Below are 24,460 nucleotides of genomic sequence, written 5' to 3' on the forward strand. Positions count from 1 at the left end.
TTTTATCTTTTTCATGTGATAAGCCGGTAGTTTCCGTGTCTAGAAATACCCCAATTTGTTTTGTAGTATTATCGGGTAAATGGTAAAAATCAGGTTTTGTATATCGCTTAATAACTTTATACTGATCCGAGGCACCTCTTCGCATTATAACCATTACGGGCGTTATCATTGTCGCTCTGAGTGTACTTACTATAACCCAAATGATTACTTATCTCCGACTGAAGTGCCTTCTCCACAAAACGCTTGGTTAATTCATTTTATAACCCATCTTCTTTAAATAACGTCGATACATCTGTATCTTTATTTATTAATAAATCTATATCCTGATTCATTGCTATTTTTTATTCTCCTGTCATCTGTTCTGATCCTTAAGTTATAATTTATTTTATATAACCTACTAGATATTTATACACTTATTTGAACAGAGCCAAACAGATTGGCGATGCTATTTTTACTCCTATAAAAAACTGGCTCAATGAGTGTAATTTTTGGATATCACTGGTGATAGCAGGTTTGCTTGCACTATGGGAGAAAGGTGATGTCAAGCACAAATCAATAGTAGCAGCAATTGGTTTTTTTGGTATTTACGCCTTAATCTGGCTCTTTTGCTATTTAGTCTAAATAGTTTAATCGAATGTAAAATTAGGTAAAGATGCGGATGGAAAGTAGCATTTACTACTTACCAAAAAGAATAGTTAGGATTTAGATTTAAGAAGGTTGTTGATTTCAGAAACGGACAAACCAGTAATACAAGAAACCTCAGGAATAGAGTAATTATTAGAAAGCATATTTTAAGCTACTTCTATAGTTCTTTTAGTTTTCCCAATCTTCATGCCTTGGACCATTCCTTTTTGTACACCTGCATCAATATATTTATCAGCAATAGTTCTCATAAGCCCCTCTTGATCTTCTTTTTTTTAAGTAGCTAGCTATGATCTTAGCTAGTTCTACTTGTTTATCTTCAGATACCTTAGCATCACTATACCACAATAACCATTTAATGTAAATGTAGCCATTTTCTTTCTCTATTTCAATACTGCTTTCAAACTTCTCAAGTAGACTTTGCCATAGATTTAAGATATCACGAGCCTTGATATGTTTCAGCATATACTCCATCATACCAAGATGCTGCTTTTTCTCTATCTCATCATCACTTTGTTTTTGTAAATCAACAAGTAAATACTCGTCACCCATTATCTCCTTAGCAGTCTTGCTATCTTCAAATAATTCCCAAAAGCTCCTTGGGACATTATAAGGCTTATCACTTGCATATACTACAATAGGGCATATTAGAGGCAGTGTGCCCCTTCCTTGTTTATTTTGTATGCTATTTTCGCTGTTATGATTTTTGCTAAGATTATCTTTATGTCTTTCGCATAACAGCAGCATATATTGCCAAAGTCTAAAGGCAATCCAGTAATCGCTACTAGACTGGTGTTCTATCAGAACGTATACGTACGCTTTGTCATTATTGGCACTTTCAGTAGTACTATCTTTAATATTATTCTTTTTTAAAGAAACAGAATAAACAACATCACTAAGTCTTTTGCGCAAAGAATCAGTAACAAAGCTTTCTTTTTCTATTTTGATACTATCAAGATTAATCTTGTTCTTAAACGATGCTGGCAAATAATGCTCTAGAAACTCACGAGCAGCTACAGGTTCGCTCATGACCTTTGTAAATAATGCATCATGCCTTGGACGCTCGGAAGTGTTGCTACTATCCGAAGCAACGCACTGCTTATTGCTTCCTTGCTCTTCAGATGTTGATAAACTGGCTGATAAATCTTCTTCGTTACTCATATTATATATTAGCGTTTATTTTCCCAGTTTCTTATTATTTGTTCCGTCTATTTTCCCAATAGTAGGATAATGTAGCATCACACTGCTATTTTCTACATGCATAGGACCATCATGATATTAGAGGATAGTATTATTGAAAATATAGATCATATAGATGCAAATTATCTGAATTATAAAAATTTATCTTTAAATAATCCTTCAGAATATCTTCAATCTGCAAAAATTGTTAAAAAAGAGTTTTTGGAAAACGAGCTTTGTTCGTTTCCATCTGAATCTTGTAATAATTCTTTTAAATATTCTGTTGATGCCAAACAACATTGTCCTAATACTACCTCTGAACCTACTTCTAGAACCATCAAAGATATATCTGTAAAAGCAAGAGGGGTAGTTAAATCTGTAGGACAAAAGCCAAATATAGGTCATACCACCATCATTAAGAACACAACATCACAAAAAGAACTTAGGTATTTTTATCCGCTCTCAGAAAAAGATGTAGATACGCTCAACTTTAGAGCCAATAGAGAGTTCAGCACTCACTTTGTGAATCAATTATTACTGACACTTTACATCAAATATCCTGAGAAGAGATTTAAGAACAAATTTACATTCTTAAGCTATATGGAGAAGATACTAAAGCACGAGAAACATCAAGGACCGCTAGTAAATCATACAACATTTAGATTTAGCTGTAATATCAATGCAGAAGAGAAGAACTTACTTGAATACGAGAAATACCTAAACCAAATAGAGAATTCCTTGGAGACTAGTAAAGAAATGCAGGTAAGGAAGAAGATAGCCGGAAGATTTAGTACAGAAGTTGCATATCAGATACTGAAGCAAATAAAATGCAAAACAAGTAATGATAATAGATTTATAACAGCAATAATCTCAAACCAGCCTGCTTTAAGCGAGAGAACAATAGAGATCTTAAGTGAGCAAATAGCAGCAGTATATGGCAATAACGGGTATTATGTGACTACGGTTGGAGATGTCGGATATGCTGTAGGAGGCAGGGGAAAAGTGGAAAGAAAAGAAGAGATAGAAAAGCAATCTGCTAAAATCAAGCCATCTGCTATTATCTCTAATAGCCAATATATTAGAACTTTAGATAGCAGTAAGGGATTAGATAAAATAGAAGAAAACACAGTATGGAATAATATTAGACAAGGTTTAATAGAGGAATTAGAAGAAACAATAGATGGGACTTGGTGTGCAAAAGCTGTAGCTAAAGAGTGCAAAGAAACTGGCACATTAATGCTTAAAATGCCAACAAGGTTCATGGCGGATTGGATAAGAAATAACTACTCGCATGTGATACGCAAATTTGCAGGAAGTGTAGGGGTTAAAATAGTGGAGTATTGCTATGAGTGATATTTTAGAGAAAGCAAATTAATCCCTCTATTAGAACTGATTAAAGATTTCACAGATAGAAAAAAGCAAGTAGTAAAGTAGTACTTATTACATTATCCATAGAGGAAGCTAGAAGGGCAGATTTTAAATCATGGTGTGCTAGATATAGATTTAAAATGAATGAAGCTTTCATGGAAGGATTTTAATTATTAAAAGAAAAACACGGAGAATAAATAAACACAGATTTATTTATATAAAGAAATACAGATTTACAACACGGTAGATGCTCTCCCCGTCCAAAGTTTGAGCATCTACCGGTAAAAAAATATGAGATCATTTATGAATATAACACATCATCACGGTGTTGGCAATAGCACCAAGCTATTTGCTGTTCAAGGCACAAATCAATCAAAATATATATAGCCCGACTACTTTTTGCCAGCTAGTCAAAGCGAGAGCTACTACAGCAGGCAGTACAGCAGATCAATAAGCAGAATATCACGAATAGTATCTGCAAGCCTTTTATCGGCAATTATGCTTACAGTAACATTAGATGCTAAAGCACAACCAGCTATAGAGCCAAATCCAAGTTTTCTATTTGGCAAGGACTCTGCAGGAATTAGCACTAATATACCAGCTCCTACAATTTCGCCTGTAATACCCTCTATGCTTAATTTTGTCAGTGATACAAGTGGAGGAGGAAAATCAGAAAATAGGTCAGCATTATTTGAGTCAATAAGGAATTTTGGCAAAAACATGTTAAAAAAGGTAAAACAAGAGTCAAAGCCTAAAACTCAAGAAAAGCCAATTACTATAGAAGAATTACAATATCTCTATCAAAATGATCCTAAGGAGCAAGTAGAGCAAGTCTATAATGGTTTTAGTATATAGAGGTGCCCACCGCTTTTGCTGGTGATGGTTCTGCTACTATTAGCCGAAACAGTATATATTGCACGCCTAAAGACAGTCTTGCAACGAAAGACTGGGACGAGGAGACTGTATATTCTAAGCCATGGGATGATGCTCTAATACAAGATGTACACTCAAATATATATGATCAGGAATTAACTGATTTCAGAACATCATCGCAGACTGATCTATCACCATCAGTACCACTTGCGGGGGCATTGCCATCTGCCATACCACTAGAATACTTAGCATCAGCACCTAGTTATGATGATTTATCCCAAGCATTTTCTCCGATTGAAGAGGAGCAGAAGGCAATAGAAGTATTAGATCGAGTACTAGATGGTGATAGTGCATATGAAACATTATCAGACGATACGATATCAGAACCCTCGTCAGAACACTCTTTAGAGCCGGATTGTAGCATACCAATCACACCGAGCATAGCTAATGCATCAAGTCAAAACCAAGGTATCAAAACAGAGATAGGAGGAGTGAGTATCACGATACCGAAAAAGAAGACGCGTCTAATCTATCTAATGTTAGTGAAAATAATGCTGAGTGGAATGATGACATCCTAGACGATGAGTGGAGCGAGTCGACCATAGAAGATGTTGACACAAAAGTAATACCAGAATTATCGAGTAACACAAGAAATACGGAACCAGTAAATAATTTTAAAGGGTCTGATACTACTAAGTCATCAACATCGATTCCAACACAGGACTTACCAAAGGTAGTAGGATATCAGTATAAAGAGCCATTAATCCAGAACAATTATTAATGCTGCCCTTGAGTATTTACGGTGATGTTCATCCTTTGCAGAATGATAGTATCTTACTGCTTTCTGCCAACTTTGATGCTTTGTATGTAGCACTTTTAGAATCTCTGCCGCATAAATGATGTTTTGTGAAGGATTTAGCATATAATCAAGGTTTTGATCGAACTCCTTAGAATGCCATCGCCAGTTAATCTGCATGATGCCTATATCGATATTAGTAATACCTTTTGCTAAATACTGCTTGATGATTTGTTGCGCTTCCTCTTTAGAACTTGCTTTAACAGATTTACCGGACACGCCGATTGCATAAGGTTTTAAGCTGGACTCAACGCTTGCGATAGCAGCAAGTAAACTACTTGGAATTTCATGCTCCTTTTCTATTTTATGTATTAGTTGTGGCATATCGGATGCAAAACTCGCCCCAGCTTCCTAAATAAACTAAACAATTCTTAGCTATAAGCTGAGAGGTTATAAAGTGGAATCGATTAGAAATCGATCATCATTAATAGGCTCACCTTCTTGCTCATCAATATACTGCTGTATCATTTCATCAGTAATATTACCCGCACTAACTGCCATATAACCTCTAGCCCAAAAATGATTGTCCCAAAACTGCTTGCTCAAATGAGCAAATTCTTGCAATAATATTCTTGAGCTACTGCCCTTAAATACTGCGCAATTTTGCTAAGTGTTATTTGCGGTCTATACGAGATAAACATATGAACATGATCACAAGCTACTTTGCCTAAAATTATATGTACTTCATGTTCCATACAAATCCGCCTCAATAAATCTCTAGCTCTCTCCGCTACCTTTCTCGTTAATACCCTCTTTCTATACTTTGGTATCCATATAATGTGTACTTTCAAATCATACTGGCTATGGCTACTTTTTCTATAACGCCTCATATCTCTTTATAAATTCGTTGCCAAGGCCACTTCATGATATCTGCCCTTCGCCTAAAGACGAGGGATTTCTTATCCCCGATAGGGACATTAAAATAATGTACATAACTTAAATATTTTGTTATAAAAAAACTATTGGATTAATAATTAAATTATATGAAACGAGAGGAAATATTATCTTTAGAAGAACAAGAAAAGCAAAATAAAGCTGCTAAAATTATTCAGCAAGCTTATCGTAATTATAGGGCTTATAAATTATCTGAAGAAGTGCAGGGAATAAACCCATATAAGGATTCAGAAAAACATTTACGAAAATTAAAAGATAAATTGAAGCAGGGAATAGGTTTAAGTGAGAAAGAGATAGAAGCACGAGGAACAAATATTCTTACGAAAGAAGAAGAGAAATTAGTGGATGTGATAATCAACCAATTCCCTTGGACATTGAAGCATGCAACGCCTAGTTATGATATGATACTAGAAGGTGGTAATCAGTTACTTTCCTTAAGAGAAAGAAAAAGGCTTGAAGGAGCAGTAAAAAATTCTCATACTCCAAGCGATGAAGGAAATGATGATAACGTGTTTTTTACTTTAGGAGGTCCTGAACATGGCTTAGCTGGTTTTGTAGAAGGTAGTGCACATACTATAGCAGTTGATCTAATGAAATATTTAGATACAAAAAATAAACCTCAAGATATTTTAAAAGGTGTATGGTATGGCGATCATTGGTACCCATATTTTCGCAATGCACGTTATGCATCTAAGATGTACGGTGATACTAAAAGAGTTGCTATGCATGATAAAGGAGATATGCATGATGGTATAGTTCCAACTAAAACTTATGAATATATTAGAAAAGATGGAAGTATATTAGAACGTACGGTAACTTTAGGAGAAGAAACAGTACATGGACGAGATATACCGGAATTTGTAGCCTTAAATTTGGTACAAGAGTTGCGTTATATTGGTGATTCATATAGAAAAAATTACTTAGTAATCCAAGCCTTAAGAATATAGAGCCTGCGATTGATATCATGTTTAACTCAAATATATTTGAGGCAAAACTTCCTGTAAAACTGCAATTAGATAAGAAATATATTAGTATTACGGAAAATAAAAAACAAGAAGATATTGTAAATACACCTAAGAACGCAGCTTTGTTACATAAAGCAGTAAAAGGCTTAGATTATAAGCAAGTGGAAAAATTATTAAAGGAAGGAGTAAGTCCTGATATCACAGTTGATGGCTATACACCATTTTATAATTTAGTTACCGGTAATGCCGATCTAGAAATGGCTAAATTACTAATTCAATATGGAGCTGATATATCAAAGCCAACGGCAGATTTCGTATCTATCGCACCTTTTGATATGGCAACGTGCGGTATAGAAGAACGTTTGCCGTTAATACCGCTTATGCTTGAAAGTGCGGTACCAAATCCAAGAGACTCTGATATCAAATCGGTAGTAGATATTAATGATTCTAGTATATTAAACAATGCCTATGACATGATTAAAAAAGGGGATTTTAATACTCTGGATTTACTTATTAAACATGGTTTAAAATTAGAACAAAAAGATAATACTCAGTTGTTAAATGTAGCAATTCAAGGTTTATCTAAGGCTCGAGAGGAAAATTTGCCACAAGAACGTTATTTAAAATTAATTGATGATTTTGCCAGCAAATATAATCAAGAAAAGAATAAACAAGCTATGGTTAATGATGTTACTCCGATTATGTTAGCATCTCAATTAGGTCAAACAGATATTATAGAGAAACTAGCAAATGCAGGTCATAATCCTAATCAGCATTTATCTGCAGGTATATGGAAAGAGCCTACAACAGCTTTAATGCAAGCTACAAACACCGGTAATTTATATTCTGTTAAAAAACTATTAGAGGTAGGAGCTAAATTAGAAGAAAAAGATGAGTTTGGAAGAACCGCTTATTATCTTGCTAAAACAATTTCTGAATTAACATATGAACAATTTAAAAATTTATCTTATAAGAATGAGAGAAAAACACGACAAGAATATCTAAAGATATTGCAGATTACTTAAAATCTCAAGGAGCAAAAGAGATTTCCCAAGAGCACGTACTTGATTATAAGGCAAAAGAAAATACAGTGAGAGTAGTTGTAAAAGGAAAAGATAAGGAAGGGGTGACTAAATATTTAGTCGGTAAAGAGGTAGCAAAAGAGCAAATATTCATGGGTGTTGATTATGGTGATGCTATGCAGCATTATTCTTTTCCAAAAATCGTTGTTAAAAAAAATGATATGGCACTTAGCACAGCTTCTCCGATGACTCTAGCCAATAAAGCACTTTTTGAGAATACTCTAATAAAACTACATAATTTTACTACCGATCCGGCAATAGAATTACATCATTATGATAAAGTTACTAGTCAGCTTGAAAATGATGTGCAATTGGGACCGATTAGCAACCAAAGCTCGTATGCACTGACTACTAGGCGTAATTTAGATACTACTTTATTGTTTGATTTAGATAAAGTAGCAAATCCAACTCAAAATTTAAAGACAGCCCTAGACCAGGAGTGTGATAGAAAATATGACGGGGCTAATCTGCTATTAAATAAATTACTTGTAAACGATAAAGAAGGCTTAATTAAGCTTTTAGATGAGGGGTATAATATTAATGCATTAAATGCTGATAGGTTCAATGTCGTATTGCTTGCAGCATATAGAGACGATTGTAAAGATCTGTTAAAAGCAATGATCGAAAAATATGGAGCAGATGTTAATTTAAACACTTATGGGATACGTTGTAGGAAAGATCATAAATTAAATGGTGCTTCTTCTCTTTTAGATGTTGCTATCCTAAAAGAAGATATAGAACTAACAAAATATTTGATTGCAAAAGGAGCAGCAATAAAAGTAGATGGATTCCCTGGCCATGTTATGCAAGCTTGCAATTTAGCTAAAAAAACCGATAACATGGAAATGTTAGATCTTTTCTTTTCTCAGGGAGTCTCAATTAAAGAGCAACCGGTTATACATGAATTAGCTAATAAGAATTTTCCAAAAAAATAATTTCTTATATGATTTATAAAGGGGGTGATGTGAATTTAGCAGGTTATGGTAATAATACACCATTATCGCAAGCTATAAGAGAGAAGAATTTAGATATGGCTAAGTTTTTAGTAGAAAAAGGAGCTGATATTAATAAACCGCTTGAGCTAAGACATGAAGGATATTACGATAATATATTTGAATATGCTAAGAAAATATTAGAAGTAGATTCAGCTCAGTATCAGGATTTTGTTTCGTTTGTTACTATACATGAAGCTAAAAAAATAGGTTCAACTGTTAAAAATCCCGATGTAACAATTAATAATGGAATCAAATCTGAGATATGGAAGTTGATAAAAATACTCATATTTATCTTACCACTGCCTCTACGCATTTAGATAATGAAGGCGGGAGAGGAGCAGGTAGCGGTGATATAGACTATACTAAAACCTTAGAACAAAGCTTAAAGAATGCCTTAGGAAAAGAAAGTAATGTTCATTACCTTAGCATGAACGATGAGAAATCTATATTCGAGCATATAGAGAAAAATACTCCTAAATGATTAATGCTCCAACTATTGGTTTTTCGTTTAGTGAGCAAGGTTTAAAAAAGTTTAAAGAAAATGGCGGAGTTATTGTTGCAACTGCTGTAGAATTTGCAAGCAGAATTGCAGCTCCGAATTTAAAACTGGATACCCTAAAATATTTATCATATGCAGATCAAGTAATTTTTCTTGATGAAAATGATAAAAAACAAGCGATTAAGTATCAACAACGACACGATAAGCATAATCGGGCTTTAAATAATAAATTACTTGAATCTCAAATAATAAATGTTCCTTCTACTGTACCTGTAAGTGATAAAAGGCCTGAAGAACGAGGGCATGATATTATTTCATTCGGTATGATAAAAGCCGGTAAAGGATTCGCTCATGTAAGAAAACTAGCTGAACTTATTAAAGACAGTCCAGATCCGTTAATGAAAGATAAAAAAATATTAATAGCAGGTACTGTTCAAAAAGATAAAATATCAAGAGATGGTAAAAACTATGCCCATGATGGAGAATTATATAAACTAATGAAAGATATTTATCCGGCAAAATCTGATGAGTTACATAATAAGAATCCAAAGGAACTTAAAAAACTGTACGAAAAATATCAACAACAAAATATAAAGCCAGCCTTACCTATTGAATTACATCTTGATGTACCAAAACAAAAGTTGCCAGAGTTATTTGACAAATGTACATATTCGTTCTTACCTGCTTACCGTGGTGCAACGCTGCGTAATAGTAGCATCAGTAGCTCTCTTGCTAATAAATTTATTACATATTCTCATATTAATGATCAAATCACGCCAACAAATTTAAAGCCCGGAGGGGAATACTCAACTTCCATGGTTTTACAATCAAATGATGATTATAATAAATATGCAGAAAATGTTTTTATAAATATTAGCAGTCGTAAACATAACCCAAAGTTAAATAAAAAAAACTTGGACAGAAATAGAGCGTCTGAATTCTAATGAGCTTGATCCGGCAAAGATAGCCACCCAATATCTTGCTGTATATTCCGGTGCTATAACAAAACAACGTCTAGAGCAACAAGAGCTTTTCGGCCCCACGTTACAAACTAGAAGAGGAGTCGCTAGCAGAACTAGATGAGTCTGAAGTTGAATGATTAATAGAGCAAGAAGAGTATAATTTGATAGGTAATGCTTGGGATATTTAAATGCTGCCGATAAGCTACTAATAGCAACTTAAGGCGTGACATTGTAAAGATGATTGGCAGTTTTCACGCCTACGTCACTGATATATAAAAATAGTACCGTCAAGTTAAGTAAGATAGGCTTTGTGCGGAAGGGTATCTGTTGTTTTTTTTTGACGTAATTATTCTATTTTTACGGTAGCACATTTACCAAATGCATTCCATAAATTTATAATGTTGGAAATAATAATTGCTTCATGTTTTTGTGATGATATTTTTATTAGTTAATAGAGATAAACCAACACATCGCTTAATTCTTGAAATTTGAGCTTCAATTCGTGCCCTAATTCCATAACGGTATTTTTTATAAAATGCATAAATATTACCTTTCTTACTAATATAACCTACAATCTTATCATGCCATATGGTATTATACCATATATCTTAGCATTACGTGGAGGAGGAATTACTGGCGTAATACCACGATTACTTAATGTCTCAACTCCTTCAATACTATAGTAAGCACCATCAGCAATTACTCTATCCACCGATATATTCTCTGGTATTAAGGACTCTAACATCTCTATATCAGAAGTATGGCAATCAGTAATCTCAACATCGTGCATATTCATTTCAGAATCCATAGCAATATGCATTTTCTGCCATGACTTATTCTTACAGATTTTATTATATTTCATTGCGTACCAGTTACTAGCTGTATTGAATCTAAGACCTGTGCTATCTAGTATCAGAGATATAGCTTCGCCATTCTTGACACGCCCAGCAAGTTTATTGCAAAACTGTTTTACCTCTAATGGTATCTGTGAAAATAAATCACATAAATGACCAAAACTTGGAACTGGAATCTCAATACCACTTCCATAATTCTTATATACAAAGAAGCAAAGGCCAAAATGCTGTTGCCAAAGCTGCATATATTTCTGCTAGCAAATTAGTATACAAAACTATCGATAAGGAAACTGGTGAGGCAATAAGTATTACCTTTGATTTTACAAAAAAGCAAGGGGTGGTATATAGCAAGATATTTGTACCTGAAGGCTTTGAAGATGTAACATGGTTGCAAGATAGAGAGCAGTTATGGAACGGAGCAGAAGCAAGAGAAAAAAGAGAGGATGCTAGCACTGCATCAAAAATAGAATTTGCACTACCACGTGAAGTCAGTAAAGAACTAAATATTAGTTTAGTAGAAAAATATGTGAATGAGTATATAGTTGCAAGAGAAGCAGTATGTGATGTAAATATTCATTATGATAATCCCGATAATCCACATGTACATATTCAATATTTAACAAGAAAATTAGAACGTTTAGAGGACAGTATCCGAGGTATTTATAGCTTTAGAGAAAGACCAAAAGTTCTTTATAGGACAAAATGGCAATATTAAATATACAACATTTAACTATAAATTTGAAAAATTAGCGAAGCAAGCTCTTGAATACAAGGAACAAGAACTGTTACCTAAATTAAAAGATGTAGTATCAGCAGTAGAGAGTAATAACGTCTTTGCTACTGTGGACATATTAGCAGAGCTTAAAGATATCAAAGACTTAGAAGAAACATATAAGCATTTTGATAGCAGTTTAGAGCGTTATCAGTTAGAAACTCAGCATCAGCAGATCAGGCAAGATAAAGTAAATGCTAAAACTACTAATGAAATGCTAACTGCAATTAGCCATGAGTATGAGTTCTTTAAGTCTCTTGATGGAAAGCTTAAATATGCAGAGCAGTATGATAGCAGTATATTATCTGCGATCTCAAATGCTAAGACTATAGGGCAAGATACGCTAATTACCAATATGCATAAATATAATAATTGATATCTTACAACATAACATTTAAATGTAATATTAATAATGTCATTAAAATATAAAACAAAAGTATACTTTAGTCTAAGTGATGATTTATTGGAATTTGTTGAAGAACAATCACATATATTAAATATGACAAAATCCAAGTATATTACGAAGGTGTTATTGAAAGAATATGAAAAATATCAAAAGAAAAAGATAGATAAAATAATAGAAGGTGTGAATATTTAAAAAAGACACATAACAGACCTTTTAAAGACCTATCTTGTAGGTCTAAATATAATATAATAACAAAATTACTCCTTTACCACCTGCAACTCATATTTCAGATCGCCAAGCCCATCTTTCAAAGCCTGTAAATCAGGAACATAGCCATACCATTCGTGTCTGAGGTGATTCCATTTGAGGGAGTGACTTCTGATATGAGAGCGAATTTTTAAAAAAGGTTTTTCTGCTAATTTTAAAATGACAGCAGTTTTTTGTTGTTGTTCTTGGTCGAAAGCAGTTTTGCAAGTTTTAGTCCATTGATCTCGAATATCAGGTTGTTTGGTTAGAGAATCTTTTAGGGTTAATAGAGAGCCATATAAGGTATTGGTAGGTAAGTGATCAAGTTCTGCTTTAACAATTAACCCACCAAGTTCTATTAAATGACGAGTACGCATTTTACGTTCTTTGAGTTTTAGTTTAGTTTCTTCAGCAATTAATCTATTTTTCTTTTGCTCTAATCGCAGTTTTTATTCTGTTACTGCTTACATGTAATTTATATCCTGTAAAATATTTGTTTAACCCGAGTTGCCAATTAATTTATAAGAGCAGAACTAGGTTTTATGAGCTTTTGAGGTTAATTTGCAACATTAAAACACTCAATAAAAACTATATTTTTTAGAAATATGTTTGTATTGAAAATGTTTTAGTATCGAGCCTCACATGGAATCAGATTTAAATATGGCTTTTGCCAGTATAATTAATTGGCAATAGCATTGGCAAGACCAGAATATGTAAGTAGGAGTAGTGGTAAGAATGTTGGTCTTAAAGGGGCATATAATGCTAGGACAATAGTAAAAGATATAAAGAGTGGTATAATTTATAATTTTCAAAGTAGAAAAGATAATGTATATCATGAAATATTGCTACCAGAACATGTAAAGCAAAAATTCAAAAATGTATCATTATTTACAAATGTAATAGAGAGCTCAGAGAATCGTCAAGATAGTCAGTTATGTGTAGAATGGGTAATTGCTCTACCAAAAGAAAAAAAGATAACTCTAGATATGAAGAAAGAAATCATAAGAGAGTTTGTTGAAAGGAAAGGTTGGAGGATAAGAGAAGGGCTAGGGGTGCAGTTAGATACACATAAACCACATGAAGGAGATGTAAATTGGCATGCCCATTTACTAGTAACAACGCGTAGATTTAGAAAAGATGGTTTAGGTTTTGAATCAAAGAAAGCACGGGATTTGCAGCCTAAAGTTTTAAATGGCTATGTACAAAAAAGTATAGAAATAGATAATCATAATTTTTATAGAAAAGTATTAGAAGATAAAATCAAAGAATGGGGACTTGATATAGTAGTTGATCTACCAGGATAGATAACTCAGGAACACATTGGACCAGTACGTATGAGGAGTGTACTTAACCAAGCAGCGGAGAGGAATGAAGAAAGGAAGCAAGCAGAAATAGAGCATTTAGATTGTGGAGCTAGAGTGCTAGAGAAGGTAACGCGTCATATGAGTGTCTTTACTAAAGGAGACTTAATGAGAGCAGTGAAGTACGTACCAGATTTGGAAAGAAGAGAAAAGTTAGTAATCAGATGCTTTAGCAGATAAATCAGTAATAGCGTTGTATCAAGAGAATGGCAGGGTTACTTGGTACTATACTACATCTGCAGTGAGAGTAGAAGAGCAGAAGACATTGCGTCTTAGCAGTTATGTAGCGAGTGGTCAGAATGTGTTTACGAGTAATCAAGATATATCTAGAGGTACAATTGAATCAATCGTAGCAGTAGAGGGTAATCTAACAGAAGAGCAACATAATGCTTTAACTGAGTTACTGACATTTAAGTCGGCTTTACAGATAGTGCGAGGTAGGGCAGGGGTTGGGAAAAGCTATGTATTGCGTCAGATTGCTGCAATTGCCGAAGAATTAAAGGTACAGACGATAGGAGTTGCCCCAACCCATAAAGCCAAAGAGGCATTAGCTTTTGATGGTTTTAGGTATACTGATACGATTAAGTGGATGCTGTTTAAATTAGCTAATGGAAGATTTGCTTTGCCAAAGAATAGTCTGCTAGTAGTAGATGAAGCAGGGATGATAGGGAATGATAATTTTAGTGAGTTACTAAGAGTAGCAGCTACTCGCAAATGCAGCGTTATACTATCAGGAGATGAGCGTCAGCTTAGCGTACAGCGAGGAGGGATGTTTTAGGTGTTAGCGAACAAATATGGTAGTAGTACAATATTAGATATAAAACGTATGTATTTGAGCAGTTGAATAAATTAGGATCGTATATTGATAAAACTGCAATGCAGCCTAGACAGATAACTAATACGATTAAGCATTCTACACATAGTGCTAGTGCGTTACAAAGTTTAACGCAGCAATATCATAATCATGTAATTGATAGGCTAAAGCAGCATTTAAATGATGTTCACTCAGGCAAAGAGATGATAAGAGACGAGAGAACGTTTACAAGTCAGTGAAAGTTATTAGATTATGCATTAAAGGTGCATGAGAATAATGAGTTTTTTCCTCGAGAACATATACAGTAAGGTCGAGATAAATTTGCTGCCCAGCAAAGAGTAATATCAAAGGAGTGCGAAGGTCCTTCTTTGTAGTATAGAGTTGTTTACTAGAAGTAGTGTATTTAAGCTTTGTTCAGAAGGGTAGAAAAATCATCATTTTTAGAATAAATACTTTAGTTTTTTTACTAAAAATGATGAATTTATTTTAGACAGATAAAAAAGCTGTATTATGTCATAGATGTTCAGTTATTGTACTGTAACACAAATATAATGTACATAAATTCAATATGCAACCAGTTGTGATAAGATATAAAAAGATGGCAAAGATGTTAGGGGTTTCTGTCAAAAAAGCAGGAAAAGTGCAGGACGAGCTAATAACAAAAGGTTATATGGCAGTGTTATACGCTAACGATAAGATTAGATGTGTTAGGATCAGCTCTCCTGATCCACAAATGGCTGCTTATCTGCACCAAACTAGAGACCCCTATAATATTTACCAAATAATGTAACAGTATTATAATAATCAATTAACGTGGGTAATAATATGTTAAATAAAGTTAAATTATATAGTCTGACTATTGCGTCGATCATATTATCGATAAATAGCTCTTTAGCTAATCCTAATCAAAAAGATGATATAGAGTTAGATAATCGCACGCTATATATACAAAGTCCTAGCAGAGCAATAGATAGACATTTTTCTTCTTTTGATCGCTATTGGAACAACTTACTCAATGGCAGTATGTATGTATATGATGGAGACTCTATAGGTACTAAGATTATTACAGAGGACAAGCGATATATTGTGATTATGGAGGTACCAGGTTATGATAAAAGTCAGATTAAGATTAACTTAAAAGGCAATCATCTTGTTGTTAATGGTAGTAACGAATCAGATGTTAATAAAAAAGATAATATTAAAGATTATGCCCGCAGGGATAGGCGGTTTAATGACACTATAGAGTTAAATAATGACATTGATCACAAAACTATTTCTTCTAATTTAAAAAATGGCATTTTAACAATCATATTACCTCGTACTGCAATACAAGAAGCTGACGTTAAGGAAATACCTGTTAATTAGTCTTATGATAAATCGAATTGTATATAGTACAAACCAAGTAAAGTATTGTTGTACTAGTTGAACTCCAATAAAAATAGTACAATTAATAAAAAATATTAGATTTTTATATACTAATATAGTCCAATTAGTTTTTTTAGATTAAGTTGTACAAATAAGTATGAAAATTGGATATGCTAGAGTAAGCAGCAACAATCAGGACTTGCATCTGCAACAACAGGTATTAATTGAGGCTGGATGCCAAAAGATATTTAGCGAGTCAGCAGCGGTAAAGATAATAATCGAACTGAGCTAATGATTATGATTGAATCATTACGACCAAGTGATATTGTTATGGTGTATAAGATTGATAGAATTGTTAGATCGCTTAAAGGACTTATTGAAATTATCGAATTATTAAATAATAAAAACGTAGATTTGGTGTCTCTTGATTCTGGAGACAAAGTAGATACTACATCTCCGATGGGCAAAGCATTCTTCCAAATAGCTGGTGTATTTGCTGAATTAGAACGTAGTATGATAAATGCTGGGACTAAAGCTGGAATAGAAAGAGCTAAGCTTGGTGGTGTAAAATTTGGTAGAACAGTTGGTAGTATAAATAAAACAACAGCAGGTAAAATAGAAAAAATAAAGATTTTCCTAAAAGTTGGCAAGACATATGATTGGATTAGCAAAGAATTATCCGTCAGTAAAAAAACTATAGCTGATATTAAAAAATTATTACAGGAAAAATGACGCAGCGTTTAAAACATGATCAGATTTTTCGTAAATCCATGGAAAATCCGTTAGTATCCCATGAGTTTTTAGCCACGCATTTACCGAAAGATATCTTAGCACTTATGGACATCTCTACTGTAAAACTAGAAAATATCAGTTTTGTTGAGCTTGATCTAACTGATAAATATTCTGATGTAATATTTTCAGCGAAGTTTAATAACACTGATGGCTACATATACTTATTGTTGGAGCATCAGAGTACAGCTGATCCGTTTATGGCAATGCGGCTTTTTAGATACATGCTCAATATCTGCGATCGTTATTTAACAGAAAACCAACAAGCGAAACATTTGCCTATAATATATCCTTTAATATATTATAATGGTATCCCAAACTATAATGTATCCCGTAATTTGTGGAGTCTATTTCAATCACCGCAGCTAGCAAGGGAATTTTGGACACAAGACTACCAACTAGTTAATGTTCATGAAATTCCGGATGAGGAACTAAAGAAGCGAACATGGTCTGGGATATTAGACTTTTTCATGAAACATATTAATGAGCGTGAATTATTAAGTAGATGGCAAGAAATAGCTTATATGTTACCTGAAATTATTAATGTGAATATTGGTTATGATTATATAGAGACGCTACTCTGCTACACTTTGACAAAGATAGATCTATCTGATAAAATAAAACTAGAAAAGTTATTAACAAGTAAGTTAAGTCAAGAAACAGGAGCAAAAATTATGGGAAGTTTAGCACATCATTGGGAACAGATCGGTGAAGCTAGAGGTAAAACTAGGGGCATCCAAATAGGTAAAGCTGAAGGTAAAGCTGAACAAAATATTGAAGTAGCAAAAAATATGTTTTCTAATAATTACTCTATCCCTGAAATCTCTCGTATTACCGGTTTATCTATTCAGGAGATCAACAATCTGCTTAAATCCTAGTTCTGTAGTCAAAGGGGTAAGCCCTGTGACCTTGAGTTATTTGTAGAAGTCAAGACGGGCTGTTGAAAAAGTCAATCAGGCTACAAATATTGTAATATTTTCTATTTTTAATAGCAATAGATCAAAAAACCAAAAAATAATTTTAAGTATTCGTTTAAAATTTTGCAGCAATTCCAAATATGACATTATAGATACATAGGGAAATTTTCGCATTGTGATTCACGCAACTTTAAGACGCATAATCTATTTTTTTGTTAAAGATTTGTATATATTTTCTTAAATGGTCCCAGCGTAACAGAACGTGCGAAAAGCGAAATCCAACACCTGTATCTCTAATCGTAATGCACTATTGACGGTAGCTATTTTTTACACATTTTGTATCTTAATTAAAATTGTCAATTACCTACAAACCCTTATATCCATTGGTTTTACAACTAATATTTAAACTTAGTCACCTTTTAAACATTCCATCTCTTTTTATAGCTAAAAGTATCCTTTTTTATTTTGTGTTTTCTACTCTCATACTGGAAAGTCATTTATAACCTTATTGTACGTCTTTTGAGCATCAGTTATCGATAGCTTAGAATATATCTCTAGAGATTGCCTAGATTCATGACCAGAATAAGGTTGTATCAAGGCATCATCAAGCCCTTGCTTTTTCATCCAGGTAAATAAAAAATGCCTTAATTTATGAGGAGTAATAGTCAAAACTTACGCTATGTTATTTCAAATGCGACTAAAAACCTTGGCTAGAAGGCTTTTTTTATAATGGAGGATTTTAATAAAACCCCAGTATTAAGCCATGTGTTATAAAACATAGCGTAAGTTTTGGTATTTTAAATTGCTCTGTCATATTACCTCTTAAAAATAAAGGGGGGTTTCCAGATGATAAATCAATTCAGAAAATAATATTTTTGGCATTGACAAACGCTTACAAAAAGTCGACGATACCAATTAAAGATTGGCCAGTTGCCTTGAATCAATTTGCCATACTTTGTGGTACTGATGACCCAAAATGGGCAAATGTCGATCAAAGATGGACTAACTCTGATATCAGACTTATACTATCTTTATAACCCCTATTATATGAACCTTTGTGATTAGTTTCTTACATCAAACTGAGGGTATATTAAGGCAAACGGTAAAGGAGTATATCTTGATATAGCCATTGATAAATTTGGCAATACTATAAGGTTGCTGTTTATCCTCAACTCGTAATACAAGTGCAGCAAAGCGTTTTTTTTAGGCAAAGAAGTACCTATATCACAGGTTAGAATCTGACCATAGAAAACTAAAACGTTTAATTAAACTAAATGAACTTAAGAATTATGATTTCTACACAACATAAACCAACTAGCAGTTCTCAACAACTAAACATACGTGATGAATATGCATATAATCTCTCTAAGAAACTATTGTCAATACCCGCCGTATTAACTAAAATCTTTTGCTACGCTTTATTAAAAGGTGACTATAAGAATTTAAACTATTTCAAACCATATAATCTGGACATTAAAGAGTTAGAACTGTCAAAAGCAGAGTGTAAGTCTATGATTCAATACTGCATATACAATGATAAAAATATTGCCTACAATGTCAATTGTTTAAAAAAAATATTTGAGACCTTCCCTTTATTTTTTCAGTATACAGAACAAACACGAGAGGAATTATTAGAAACAAGCATTACGATGGGGCGTCAAGAAATTTTTGCTGTCTTTTGGAATAATTTTAAGGATTACGTATCTAAGAAATCTATTTTATTTATATCGGCTAAGATGGGATTTATATTCGGTGCTAAGAAAATTAAGAGTGAGGTAGATCAGGAATCCATTAACGAAGCTATTAAGATTGCAAAAGAGCATCAACATCCTGTTTGTGCAAAAGCTATATCTGGTAAACCGATAACAAGAGAAGATTATCAGGCAAATCAGAAAATGCTTGCACATAATCAATATTTAGTTAAATCAGAATTCTTAGATTACATGAGGTTTGCACCACCTTTATGTTTAACTATTAAAGATGAACATGCATTAGAAGAGCAAGCATTATACTTTAAGCTATTCCATTCCCATGATCCAAATGATCTTAAACTTTTTCTTGAAGTGTGTAAATCATTTCTAAGTAGTGACGATTATAACAAATATTCCATAATCAGAAAGTATCTAAATTTAATTTATCGTGCTTTTGAACTGGATCAAGAAACTGCTGAGCAATTAATTCAGATACTGGATTTCGTCTGCCAAGATACTCAAGATTTTTATACTTTAGCATCAGTATCTCTGGATTATACGTACACATATAATAATAAAGATAATAAATATACGTATTGGCACAAAGCATTGGAGGCATTCGATAAATTTGCTAACCCTTCAACAGCAGTAGCTAGTTCTACTGGTTATATTTGCTTGCTATTTAATTTGACATACACTCTAATCTCAGAGAGAAAAAATCCTCATGAAAATTTAAGCCGTTATAATGCACTGCTGCAATACTGTTTAGATGATAGTACAAGGGATGTTAGCAAACAAAGTAATGATATTGCAAAAGCACTAAAGGTTATTAAAGATTACTTGCTATATTACAAATTTGAAATTTTATTGTCAAATGCTCCGTATGAGGTTCGAGAATGCATAGGAGCAATGCATTCTGCCCCACTAAAAACATCTGCTAATATACTATATGGTTTACAGACTAACAAGATTGATATTTCAACATCTCAAGATAAAATTCTAGCAGTTATCAATAGTACCAAGTATATGCATGGTATAAATCCTATGAAGTTATGTAGTGAGAATAGTTCTACTATGGAAAAGATCCTGCTTGATAGAGCGTACGTAAAAGTGATTAAGCAGTATATTACAGCATGTGTAACCCAGCATGATTATATTAAAGCCTACGATGTTTTAGCAAATGCATTCGATTCAGCAAAAGAATCATACAAAAGTATAATATTAGATTGTATAAAAACTATTACAAGATCGCTTGTTATAAATAAGCTATACGAAGATGCAAATAAGTATTTAAAGGAATATATTGAGCTTCACCCTCAAATCAAAGGCGACCCACGCCTTGCCCTCATGCAATATTATATTAGTTTGAAAAGTGGTGATCAAGATACTGAAATTGAGTGTTTTGACATTATCAAATGTAACAGTGACTCATGCCAGAAAAGAGCCGCATCAATAAAAAATATTATATCCAAACAAAATCAGAAAAAAGATACACAATTGGTTGATAGGTTATATGAGGTTGAACATACTGAAGACAGCATGGCTATGATAAAATTGCTATACAAAAAAATTGACAAATCGCATATGCAACAAAAGATGGCTGAAGACAATAAAGAACTGCATATACATTGGCATACTAATAAAGGTATTTATTGTGGTACTACCGATACAGATATAGTAACGGTACAGCAGGGTGATACTAATTATTATTGTGTTATTGATAAAAAATTATCACGCAAACTGGATATTACACAATTCACTAGCTTCCAATCAGCTTTAGAAAGTGGATATATTTCCAGAAAAGAAGGGCAACATGGTATAAAATTGATTGGGAATATAGCTGAATTAAAAGCCTCTGGTGATTGCAGGATTGCTACTGATACAGTGTATGTGAATCAAGCAGGCCAAATCCTTGTTATATTTGATTCAGAATATAATCATGCAGGAATAAGTAATATTATCGATTGTAATAAAAAATTTCCTTCTTTCCAAAAGCAGTGTATTGAGTATTGTAAAGACTGTAATAGTTCTGCAATGACAGACAATATAAGCTGTATGGGGCAAATTCCATATTATTTTAATGCCAATGAAAATATAGAATAATCGTACTAATCAAGACGGACTGTTGAAAAAGTCATTAAGGTTACAAATGTTGTAATATTTTTTATATTTAGTAGCAAAAGATAAAAGAACCAAAGGGGTCTGTCAGGAAGTTTGTGTAAGTTGTAAGAATAGTTAAGAATAAAACAACATGTGGGATTCACAGACATCGTTTCAACATTTTTGTTGCTAAATGCTTATTGTACCCATGGATTAAAAGCTCCTCTTTAGAAGGATCATATTTTTCACTAACTTCTTCATAGAGTGGAGTTTGATAAATCAATTCTATCAAACTCAGTTGCTTCAGAAGCGTAAGGCAGAATTGTTTAATATCTTTAGAACATGCAATGCTCTAACTATTGATGATAGATTGCTAATTAGATTTTTAAAGTTTCTTAAAAACTCAGATAATAAAAATCATCCTTTTTGCAATGAATTAAAAGAGGGGCATAAGAAATCTAAAATGCCCAGTAAACCACAATCAGGAAACGTCAAAACTGATTAAATTAATTACAAAGAAATTATGGTATACGCGTATGCAATTACAAAAAGCAGTAGCCTTTGATCGCAAAACTGATGCTAGAAAAAAGATTATGTTAGGCGGATTATTTGTTAAAGCAGGACTTGATTGCTTGCATCCTGATAATGCTCATATTCTCTATGGAATGCTACTTGATTGTAAAGAACAATGAATTATTAATCCGAAGATTATAGATAAATGGAAAAGCAAAGGTAGGGCATTATTAATCTCTAAACATTAAGTTTAGGAATAATGTGCAATATCAAATCTTGTTTTAAAAATCTTTGCCTAATATGGTGTTATTTCGTATCAGATAAAAAAATTATTCCTGCTCTTGCCATATCAACATGTATGGTATTTTATCCCATCATAATCAAGTTACAGCATTATAATTGGGATGCCATATTTGCATATATTCAATGTTGTTTTTTAAATACAGAATCTACACTCAACATATGGAGTATTCACAGCGAAATAATATCAGTACGTTGTGTAGATATTTTGAACAATACCGAAAATAGTATATTCTAGCATAATATTATTAATATTAACGTTACTTGCTATATGTGTTATGCCAGTTATTATACTGACAATAATCTTTGTAATATATATTATAATCTCAGCACTAGGACTAAGTACTAATATTGATAATGAATGAACATAGACTATTATTGGACTAAAGATCATAAATATTATAGATTGACTACTCAAGCTAATTTATTTGGTACTACTGATCTTATATGTAGCTGGGGTTCTTTGTACTCTAATAAAGGCAATTATAAAGTGATTCATTACACTACCCAGCATGAAATAGATACGCACATTAAGCATATCACTAGGATCAGGAAATCAAGAGGTTATATCCTCATACATACAATAGAACGTATTACTTATCATAACCCTGATAATGGATTTTGTGTATTACGTATTAAGGAAAAGGTCATAGGGATTTAATTACAGTTATAGGTAATGTACCATCTGCACTCGTAGGGGAATATATAAAATGTAGTGGTATTTGGTATAACGATAGAAATCATGGCAGACAATGCAGACAATTTCAGGCACATTTTATCAAAGCTTTACCACCCGATACACTAGAAGGTATAGAAAATACTTAGGTTCTGGATTGATTAAAGATATAGGACCATATTTTACTAAGAAATTAGTATTAGCATTTAAAGATAGAGTGCTTGAAGTTATTGAACATGAGCCTCATCTGTAATCTACAGATGGGATAGGTAAGGTAAGAGCTAACCGCATTTGCAATAACTGGCAGGCACAAAAAGTCATTCGTGAAATAATGGTGTTTTTACAATCGCATGGCGTAGGTACCACTAGAGCCACTAGAATCTACAAAACATATGGTGACAGAGCGATTTGAAATAGTATCAACTAATCCTTATCAATTAGCTAAAGATATAAGAGGGATTGGATTTATTTCAGCAGATATCATAGCGCGTAATTTAGGTATTGATAAGAATTCTTTAATCAGAGCCAAAGCAGGGTTAACGCACACATTACTTGAAGCGACGTCAGATGGTCATTGCGGCTTACCTAAAAAGATATTACTACAAAATATTCAGAAATTACTGAAGATAGAACAAGAAATAGTTGAGCGGGCTATAATGGAAGAAGTAGCATCAAATGTATTAATAATTGATACTATTGATCACATTGAATCTATTTTCTTAATCAGTTATTACATATATGAGCAAAACATCACTAAAATACTAGTCAATTTAACAAAAGCTCCTGTCACTTGGAGCAACATAGATACCGTTTCCGTTTTGCCATCAATAGAGCAAGAGCTGGGTATTACGCTTGCAACAAGTCAAAAACAGCTATAGAAAAAGCACTACAGCATAAGCTGATGGTTATTACGGGTGGACCAGGGACAGGGAAAACTACCTTGGTTAACTCATTACTTAAAACATTATCTACACAGAATTTAAATATTAAACTATGTGCACCCACTGGTAGAGCAGCTAAACGCTTAAGTGAAAGCACTGGACTTGAAGCTACCACCATACATAGATTGCTTGCAATCGACCCTGCTTACGGATGGTTTAAACGTAATGAAGATTCACCATTATTGTGTGATTATTTGGTAATAGATGAAGCTTCAATGGTTGATATATCACTATTGTATGCATTATTAAAAGCCATTCCACACACTTCAGCATTCATACGCGTCAAGTTAAGGGATGTTTATAAGTTTAAGAGAAGATAAAGTAGATTTTTTTGTTTTCCTATATTTATCTTTTAAGCAAAAACTTACCCAAGCTATTCGTAAATTTTTAAAGAAGTTTT

General features: G+C 33.1%; 29 protein-coding genes and 5 pseudogenes. 27 read left to right on the forward strand and 7 right to left on the reverse strand.

All coding sequences use genetic code 11. The annotated features are described in order from the left end of the window. Positions 1 to 137: 137 nt before the first annotated feature. Positions 138 to 332 (reverse strand): annotated as a pseudogene (locus ACKTSD_RS07880) (transposase); the annotation flags it as partial. Between the two features lie 363 nt (positions 333 to 695). After that, positions 696 to 1,671 (reverse strand): annotated as a pseudogene (locus tag ACKTSD_RS07605) (Rpn family recombination-promoting nuclease/putative transposase). A 246-nt stretch (positions 1,672 to 1,917) separates the two neighbouring features. Between ACKTSD_RS07605 and ACKTSD_RS07610 the strand changes: the two are divergent. From ACKTSD_RS07610 to ACKTSD_RS07620, 3 genes and pseudogenes are all read left to right on the forward strand, one after another. Beyond that, positions 1,918 to 3,174 (forward strand): annotated as a pseudogene (locus ACKTSD_RS07610) (DnaA N-terminal domain-containing protein); the annotation flags it as partial. Positions 3,175 to 3,687: 513 nt separating this feature from the next. Beyond that, on the forward strand, positions 3,688 to 4,044 hold the full coding sequence (locus ACKTSD_RS07615) for a WH2 domain-containing protein (protein WP_412708711.1): 357 nt from the start codon (positions 3,688 to 3,690) through the stop codon (positions 4,042 to 4,044). A gap of 2 nt (positions 4,045 to 4,046) precedes the next feature. Next, positions 4,047 to 4,640: a hypothetical protein gene (locus ACKTSD_RS07620; RefSeq protein WP_412708712.1), complete on the forward strand. Its 594-nt coding sequence runs from the start codon at positions 4,047 to 4,049 to the stop codon at positions 4,638 to 4,640. Between the two features lie 182 nt (positions 4,641 to 4,822). On the opposite strand, the gene ACKTSD_RS07625 is transcribed toward ACKTSD_RS07620, so the two are convergent. Both ACKTSD_RS07625 and tnpA read right to left on the reverse strand, forming a co-directional pair. Beyond that, a complete protein-coding gene (locus ACKTSD_RS07625; protein ID WP_412708713.1) occupies positions 4,823 to 5,242 on the reverse strand; it encodes a transglycosylase SLT domain-containing protein in 420 nt (139 codons plus the stop codon). A 177-nt stretch (positions 5,243 to 5,419) separates the two neighbouring features. Next, positions 5,420 to 5,748: pseudogene (gene tnpA, locus ACKTSD_RS07630) on the reverse strand (IS200/IS605 family transposase); the annotation flags it as partial. Positions 5,749 to 5,901: 153 nt separating this feature from the next. Between tnpA and ACKTSD_RS07635 the strand changes: the two are divergent. From ACKTSD_RS07635 to ACKTSD_RS07660, 6 genes are all read left to right on the forward strand, one after another. Next, on the forward strand, positions 5,902 to 6,759 hold the full coding sequence (locus ACKTSD_RS07635; protein WP_412708714.1) for a hypothetical protein: 858 nt from the start codon (positions 5,902 to 5,904) through the stop codon (positions 6,757 to 6,759). A 17-nt stretch (positions 6,760 to 6,776) separates the two neighbouring features. Next, a complete protein-coding gene (locus ACKTSD_RS07640; protein WP_412708715.1) occupies positions 6,777 to 7,802 on the forward strand; it encodes an ankyrin repeat domain-containing protein in 1,026 nt (341 codons plus the stop codon). A gap of 65 nt (positions 7,803 to 7,867) precedes the next feature. Continuing rightward, positions 7,868 to 8,794, forward strand: coding sequence for an ankyrin repeat domain-containing protein (locus tag ACKTSD_RS07645; RefSeq protein ID WP_412708716.1), 927 nt, complete (start codon positions 7,868 to 7,870; stop codon positions 8,792 to 8,794). A gap of 8 nt (positions 8,795 to 8,802) precedes the next feature. Further along, positions 8,803 to 9,171 (forward strand): hypothetical protein, encoded by a 369-nt coding sequence (locus tag ACKTSD_RS07650; protein WP_412708717.1) that lies wholly within the window; start codon positions 8,803 to 8,805, stop codon positions 9,169 to 9,171. Next, positions 9,117 to 9,335 carry a hypothetical protein gene (locus ACKTSD_RS07655; protein WP_412708718.1) on the forward strand — a complete coding sequence of 73 codons (219 nt, stop codon included), beginning with the start codon at positions 9,117 to 9,119 and terminating at the stop codon, positions 9,333 to 9,335. The genes ACKTSD_RS07650 and ACKTSD_RS07655 overlap by 55 nt, the downstream gene beginning before the upstream one ends. After that, positions 9,332 to 10,297 (forward strand): hypothetical protein, encoded by a 966-nt coding sequence (locus tag ACKTSD_RS07660; protein ID WP_412708719.1) that lies wholly within the window; start codon positions 9,332 to 9,334, stop codon positions 10,295 to 10,297. The genes ACKTSD_RS07655 and ACKTSD_RS07660 overlap by 4 nt, the downstream gene beginning before the upstream one ends. A gap of 586 nt (positions 10,298 to 10,883) precedes the next feature. Here ACKTSD_RS07660 and ACKTSD_RS07665 read toward each other — a convergent pair. Next, complete coding sequence (locus ACKTSD_RS07665) at positions 10,884 to 11,177, reverse strand: transposase (protein WP_412708720.1); 294 nt, start codon at positions 11,175 to 11,177, stop codon at positions 10,884 to 10,886. Between the two features lie 125 nt (positions 11,178 to 11,302). On the opposite strand from ACKTSD_RS07665, the gene ACKTSD_RS07670 reads away from it, so the two are divergent. Both ACKTSD_RS07670 and ACKTSD_RS07675 read left to right on the forward strand, forming a co-directional pair. Next, a complete protein-coding gene (locus ACKTSD_RS07670; RefSeq protein ID WP_412708721.1) occupies positions 11,303 to 11,884 on the forward strand; it encodes a MobA/MobL family protein in 582 nt (193 codons plus the stop codon). A gap of 127 nt (positions 11,885 to 12,011) precedes the next feature. Continuing rightward, positions 12,012 to 12,317, forward strand: coding sequence for a hypothetical protein (locus tag ACKTSD_RS07675; RefSeq protein ID WP_412708722.1), 306 nt, complete (start codon positions 12,012 to 12,014; stop codon positions 12,315 to 12,317). Between the two features lie 287 nt (positions 12,318 to 12,604). Here the strand turns inward: ACKTSD_RS07675 and ACKTSD_RS07680 are convergent, their stop codons facing one another. Next, positions 12,605 to 12,970 carry a conjugal transfer protein TraD gene (locus tag ACKTSD_RS07680; protein WP_412708723.1) on the reverse strand — a complete coding sequence of 122 codons (366 nt, stop codon included), beginning with the start codon at positions 12,968 to 12,970 and terminating at the stop codon, positions 12,605 to 12,607. A 306-nt stretch (positions 12,971 to 13,276) separates the two neighbouring features. Here ACKTSD_RS07680 and ACKTSD_RS07685 point away from each other — a divergent pair, with 306 nt between their 5' ends. The 8 genes and pseudogenes from ACKTSD_RS07685 (at position 13,277) to ACKTSD_RS07720 (ending at position 17,800) form a co-directional block, all read left to right on the forward strand. Beyond that, positions 13,277 to 13,897: a MobA/MobL family protein gene (locus tag ACKTSD_RS07685; protein ID WP_412708724.1), complete on the forward strand. Its 621-nt coding sequence runs from the start codon at positions 13,277 to 13,279 to the stop codon at positions 13,895 to 13,897. A 30-nt stretch (positions 13,898 to 13,927) separates the two neighbouring features. Further along, entirely contained in the window at positions 13,928 to 14,134 is a 207-nt protein-coding gene (locus ACKTSD_RS07690; RefSeq protein WP_412708725.1) for a hypothetical protein, read from the forward strand. A gap of 13 nt (positions 14,135 to 14,147) precedes the next feature. After that, positions 14,148 to 14,732 (forward strand): AAA family ATPase, encoded by a 585-nt coding sequence (locus ACKTSD_RS07695; RefSeq protein WP_412708726.1) that lies wholly within the window; start codon positions 14,148 to 14,150, stop codon positions 14,730 to 14,732. 62 nt (positions 14,733 to 14,794) lie between these two features. After that, positions 14,795 to 15,007, forward strand: coding sequence for a hypothetical protein (locus ACKTSD_RS07700; protein WP_412708727.1), 213 nt, complete (start codon positions 14,795 to 14,797; stop codon positions 15,005 to 15,007). A gap of 329 nt (positions 15,008 to 15,336) precedes the next feature. Next, positions 15,337 to 15,558 carry a hypothetical protein gene (locus ACKTSD_RS07705; protein WP_412708728.1) on the forward strand — a complete coding sequence of 74 codons (222 nt, stop codon included), beginning with the start codon at positions 15,337 to 15,339 and terminating at the stop codon, positions 15,556 to 15,558. A 35-nt stretch (positions 15,559 to 15,593) separates the two neighbouring features. Next, complete coding sequence (locus ACKTSD_RS07710) at positions 15,594 to 16,133, forward strand: Hsp20/alpha crystallin family protein (RefSeq protein WP_412708729.1); 540 nt, start codon at positions 15,594 to 15,596, stop codon at positions 16,131 to 16,133. Positions 16,134 to 16,403: 270 nt separating this feature from the next. After that, positions 16,404 to 16,865 (forward strand): annotated as a pseudogene (locus ACKTSD_RS07715) (recombinase family protein); the annotation flags it as partial. After that, entirely contained in the window at positions 16,862 to 17,800 is a 939-nt protein-coding gene (locus ACKTSD_RS07720; RefSeq protein WP_412708730.1) for an Rpn family recombination-promoting nuclease/putative transposase, read from the forward strand. The pseudogene ACKTSD_RS07715 and the gene ACKTSD_RS07720, both read left to right, overlap by 4 nt. Positions 17,801 to 18,319: 519 nt before the next feature. On the opposite strand, the gene ACKTSD_RS07725 is transcribed toward ACKTSD_RS07720, so the two are convergent. After that, complete coding sequence (locus ACKTSD_RS07725; protein WP_412708731.1) at positions 18,320 to 18,508, reverse strand: tyrosine-type recombinase/integrase; 189 nt, start codon at positions 18,506 to 18,508, stop codon at positions 18,320 to 18,322. A gap of 605 nt (positions 18,509 to 19,113) precedes the next feature. On the opposite strand from ACKTSD_RS07725, the gene ACKTSD_RS07730 reads away from it, so the two are divergent. From ACKTSD_RS07730 to ACKTSD_RS07760, 8 genes are all read left to right on the forward strand, one after another. Continuing rightward, a complete protein-coding gene (locus tag ACKTSD_RS07730) occupies positions 19,114 to 21,633 on the forward strand; it encodes a hypothetical protein (RefSeq protein WP_412708732.1) in 2,520 nt (839 codons plus the stop codon). A 319-nt stretch (positions 21,634 to 21,952) separates the two neighbouring features. After that, entirely contained in the window at positions 21,953 to 22,135 is a 183-nt protein-coding gene (locus tag ACKTSD_RS07735; RefSeq protein WP_412708733.1) for a hypothetical protein, read from the forward strand. Between the two features lie 31 nt (positions 22,136 to 22,166). Next, positions 22,167 to 22,322: a conjugal transfer protein TraD gene (locus tag ACKTSD_RS07740; RefSeq protein ID WP_412708734.1), complete on the forward strand. Its 156-nt coding sequence runs from the start codon at positions 22,167 to 22,169 to the stop codon at positions 22,320 to 22,322. A gap of 482 nt (positions 22,323 to 22,804) precedes the next feature. Then, positions 22,805 to 23,104, forward strand: coding sequence for a DNA polymerase III subunit epsilon (locus ACKTSD_RS07745; RefSeq protein ID WP_412708735.1), 300 nt, complete (start codon positions 22,805 to 22,807; stop codon positions 23,102 to 23,104). Between the two features lie 44 nt (positions 23,105 to 23,148). Continuing rightward, the gene (locus tag ACKTSD_RS07885; protein WP_456237205.1) at positions 23,149 to 23,268 is read left to right on the forward strand and encodes a hypothetical protein; all 120 of its coding nucleotides are present in this window, start codon (positions 23,149 to 23,151) and stop codon (positions 23,266 to 23,268) included. A 182-nt stretch (positions 23,269 to 23,450) separates the two neighbouring features. Next, the gene (locus ACKTSD_RS07750) at positions 23,451 to 23,531 is read left to right on the forward strand and encodes a helix-hairpin-helix domain-containing protein (protein ID WP_412708738.1); all 81 of its coding nucleotides are present in this window, start codon (positions 23,451 to 23,453) and stop codon (positions 23,529 to 23,531) included. Continuing rightward, a complete protein-coding gene (locus tag ACKTSD_RS07755; protein ID WP_412708736.1) occupies positions 23,512 to 23,997 on the forward strand; it encodes a helix-hairpin-helix domain-containing protein in 486 nt (161 codons plus the stop codon). Before ACKTSD_RS07750 ends, ACKTSD_RS07755 begins: the two co-directional genes overlap by 20 nt. Before the next feature lie 23 nt (positions 23,998 to 24,020). Continuing rightward, the gene (locus ACKTSD_RS07760) at positions 24,021 to 24,380 is read left to right on the forward strand and encodes an AAA family ATPase (RefSeq protein WP_412708737.1); all 360 of its coding nucleotides are present in this window, start codon (positions 24,021 to 24,023) and stop codon (positions 24,378 to 24,380) included. Positions 24,381 to 24,460: the final 80 nt, after the last annotated feature.

The sequence above is a fragment of the Candidatus Rickettsia kedanie genome, from assembly GCF_045865205.1.
GTDB classification, from domain to species: Bacteria; Pseudomonadota; Alphaproteobacteria; order Rickettsiales; family Rickettsiaceae; genus Rickettsia; species Rickettsia australis.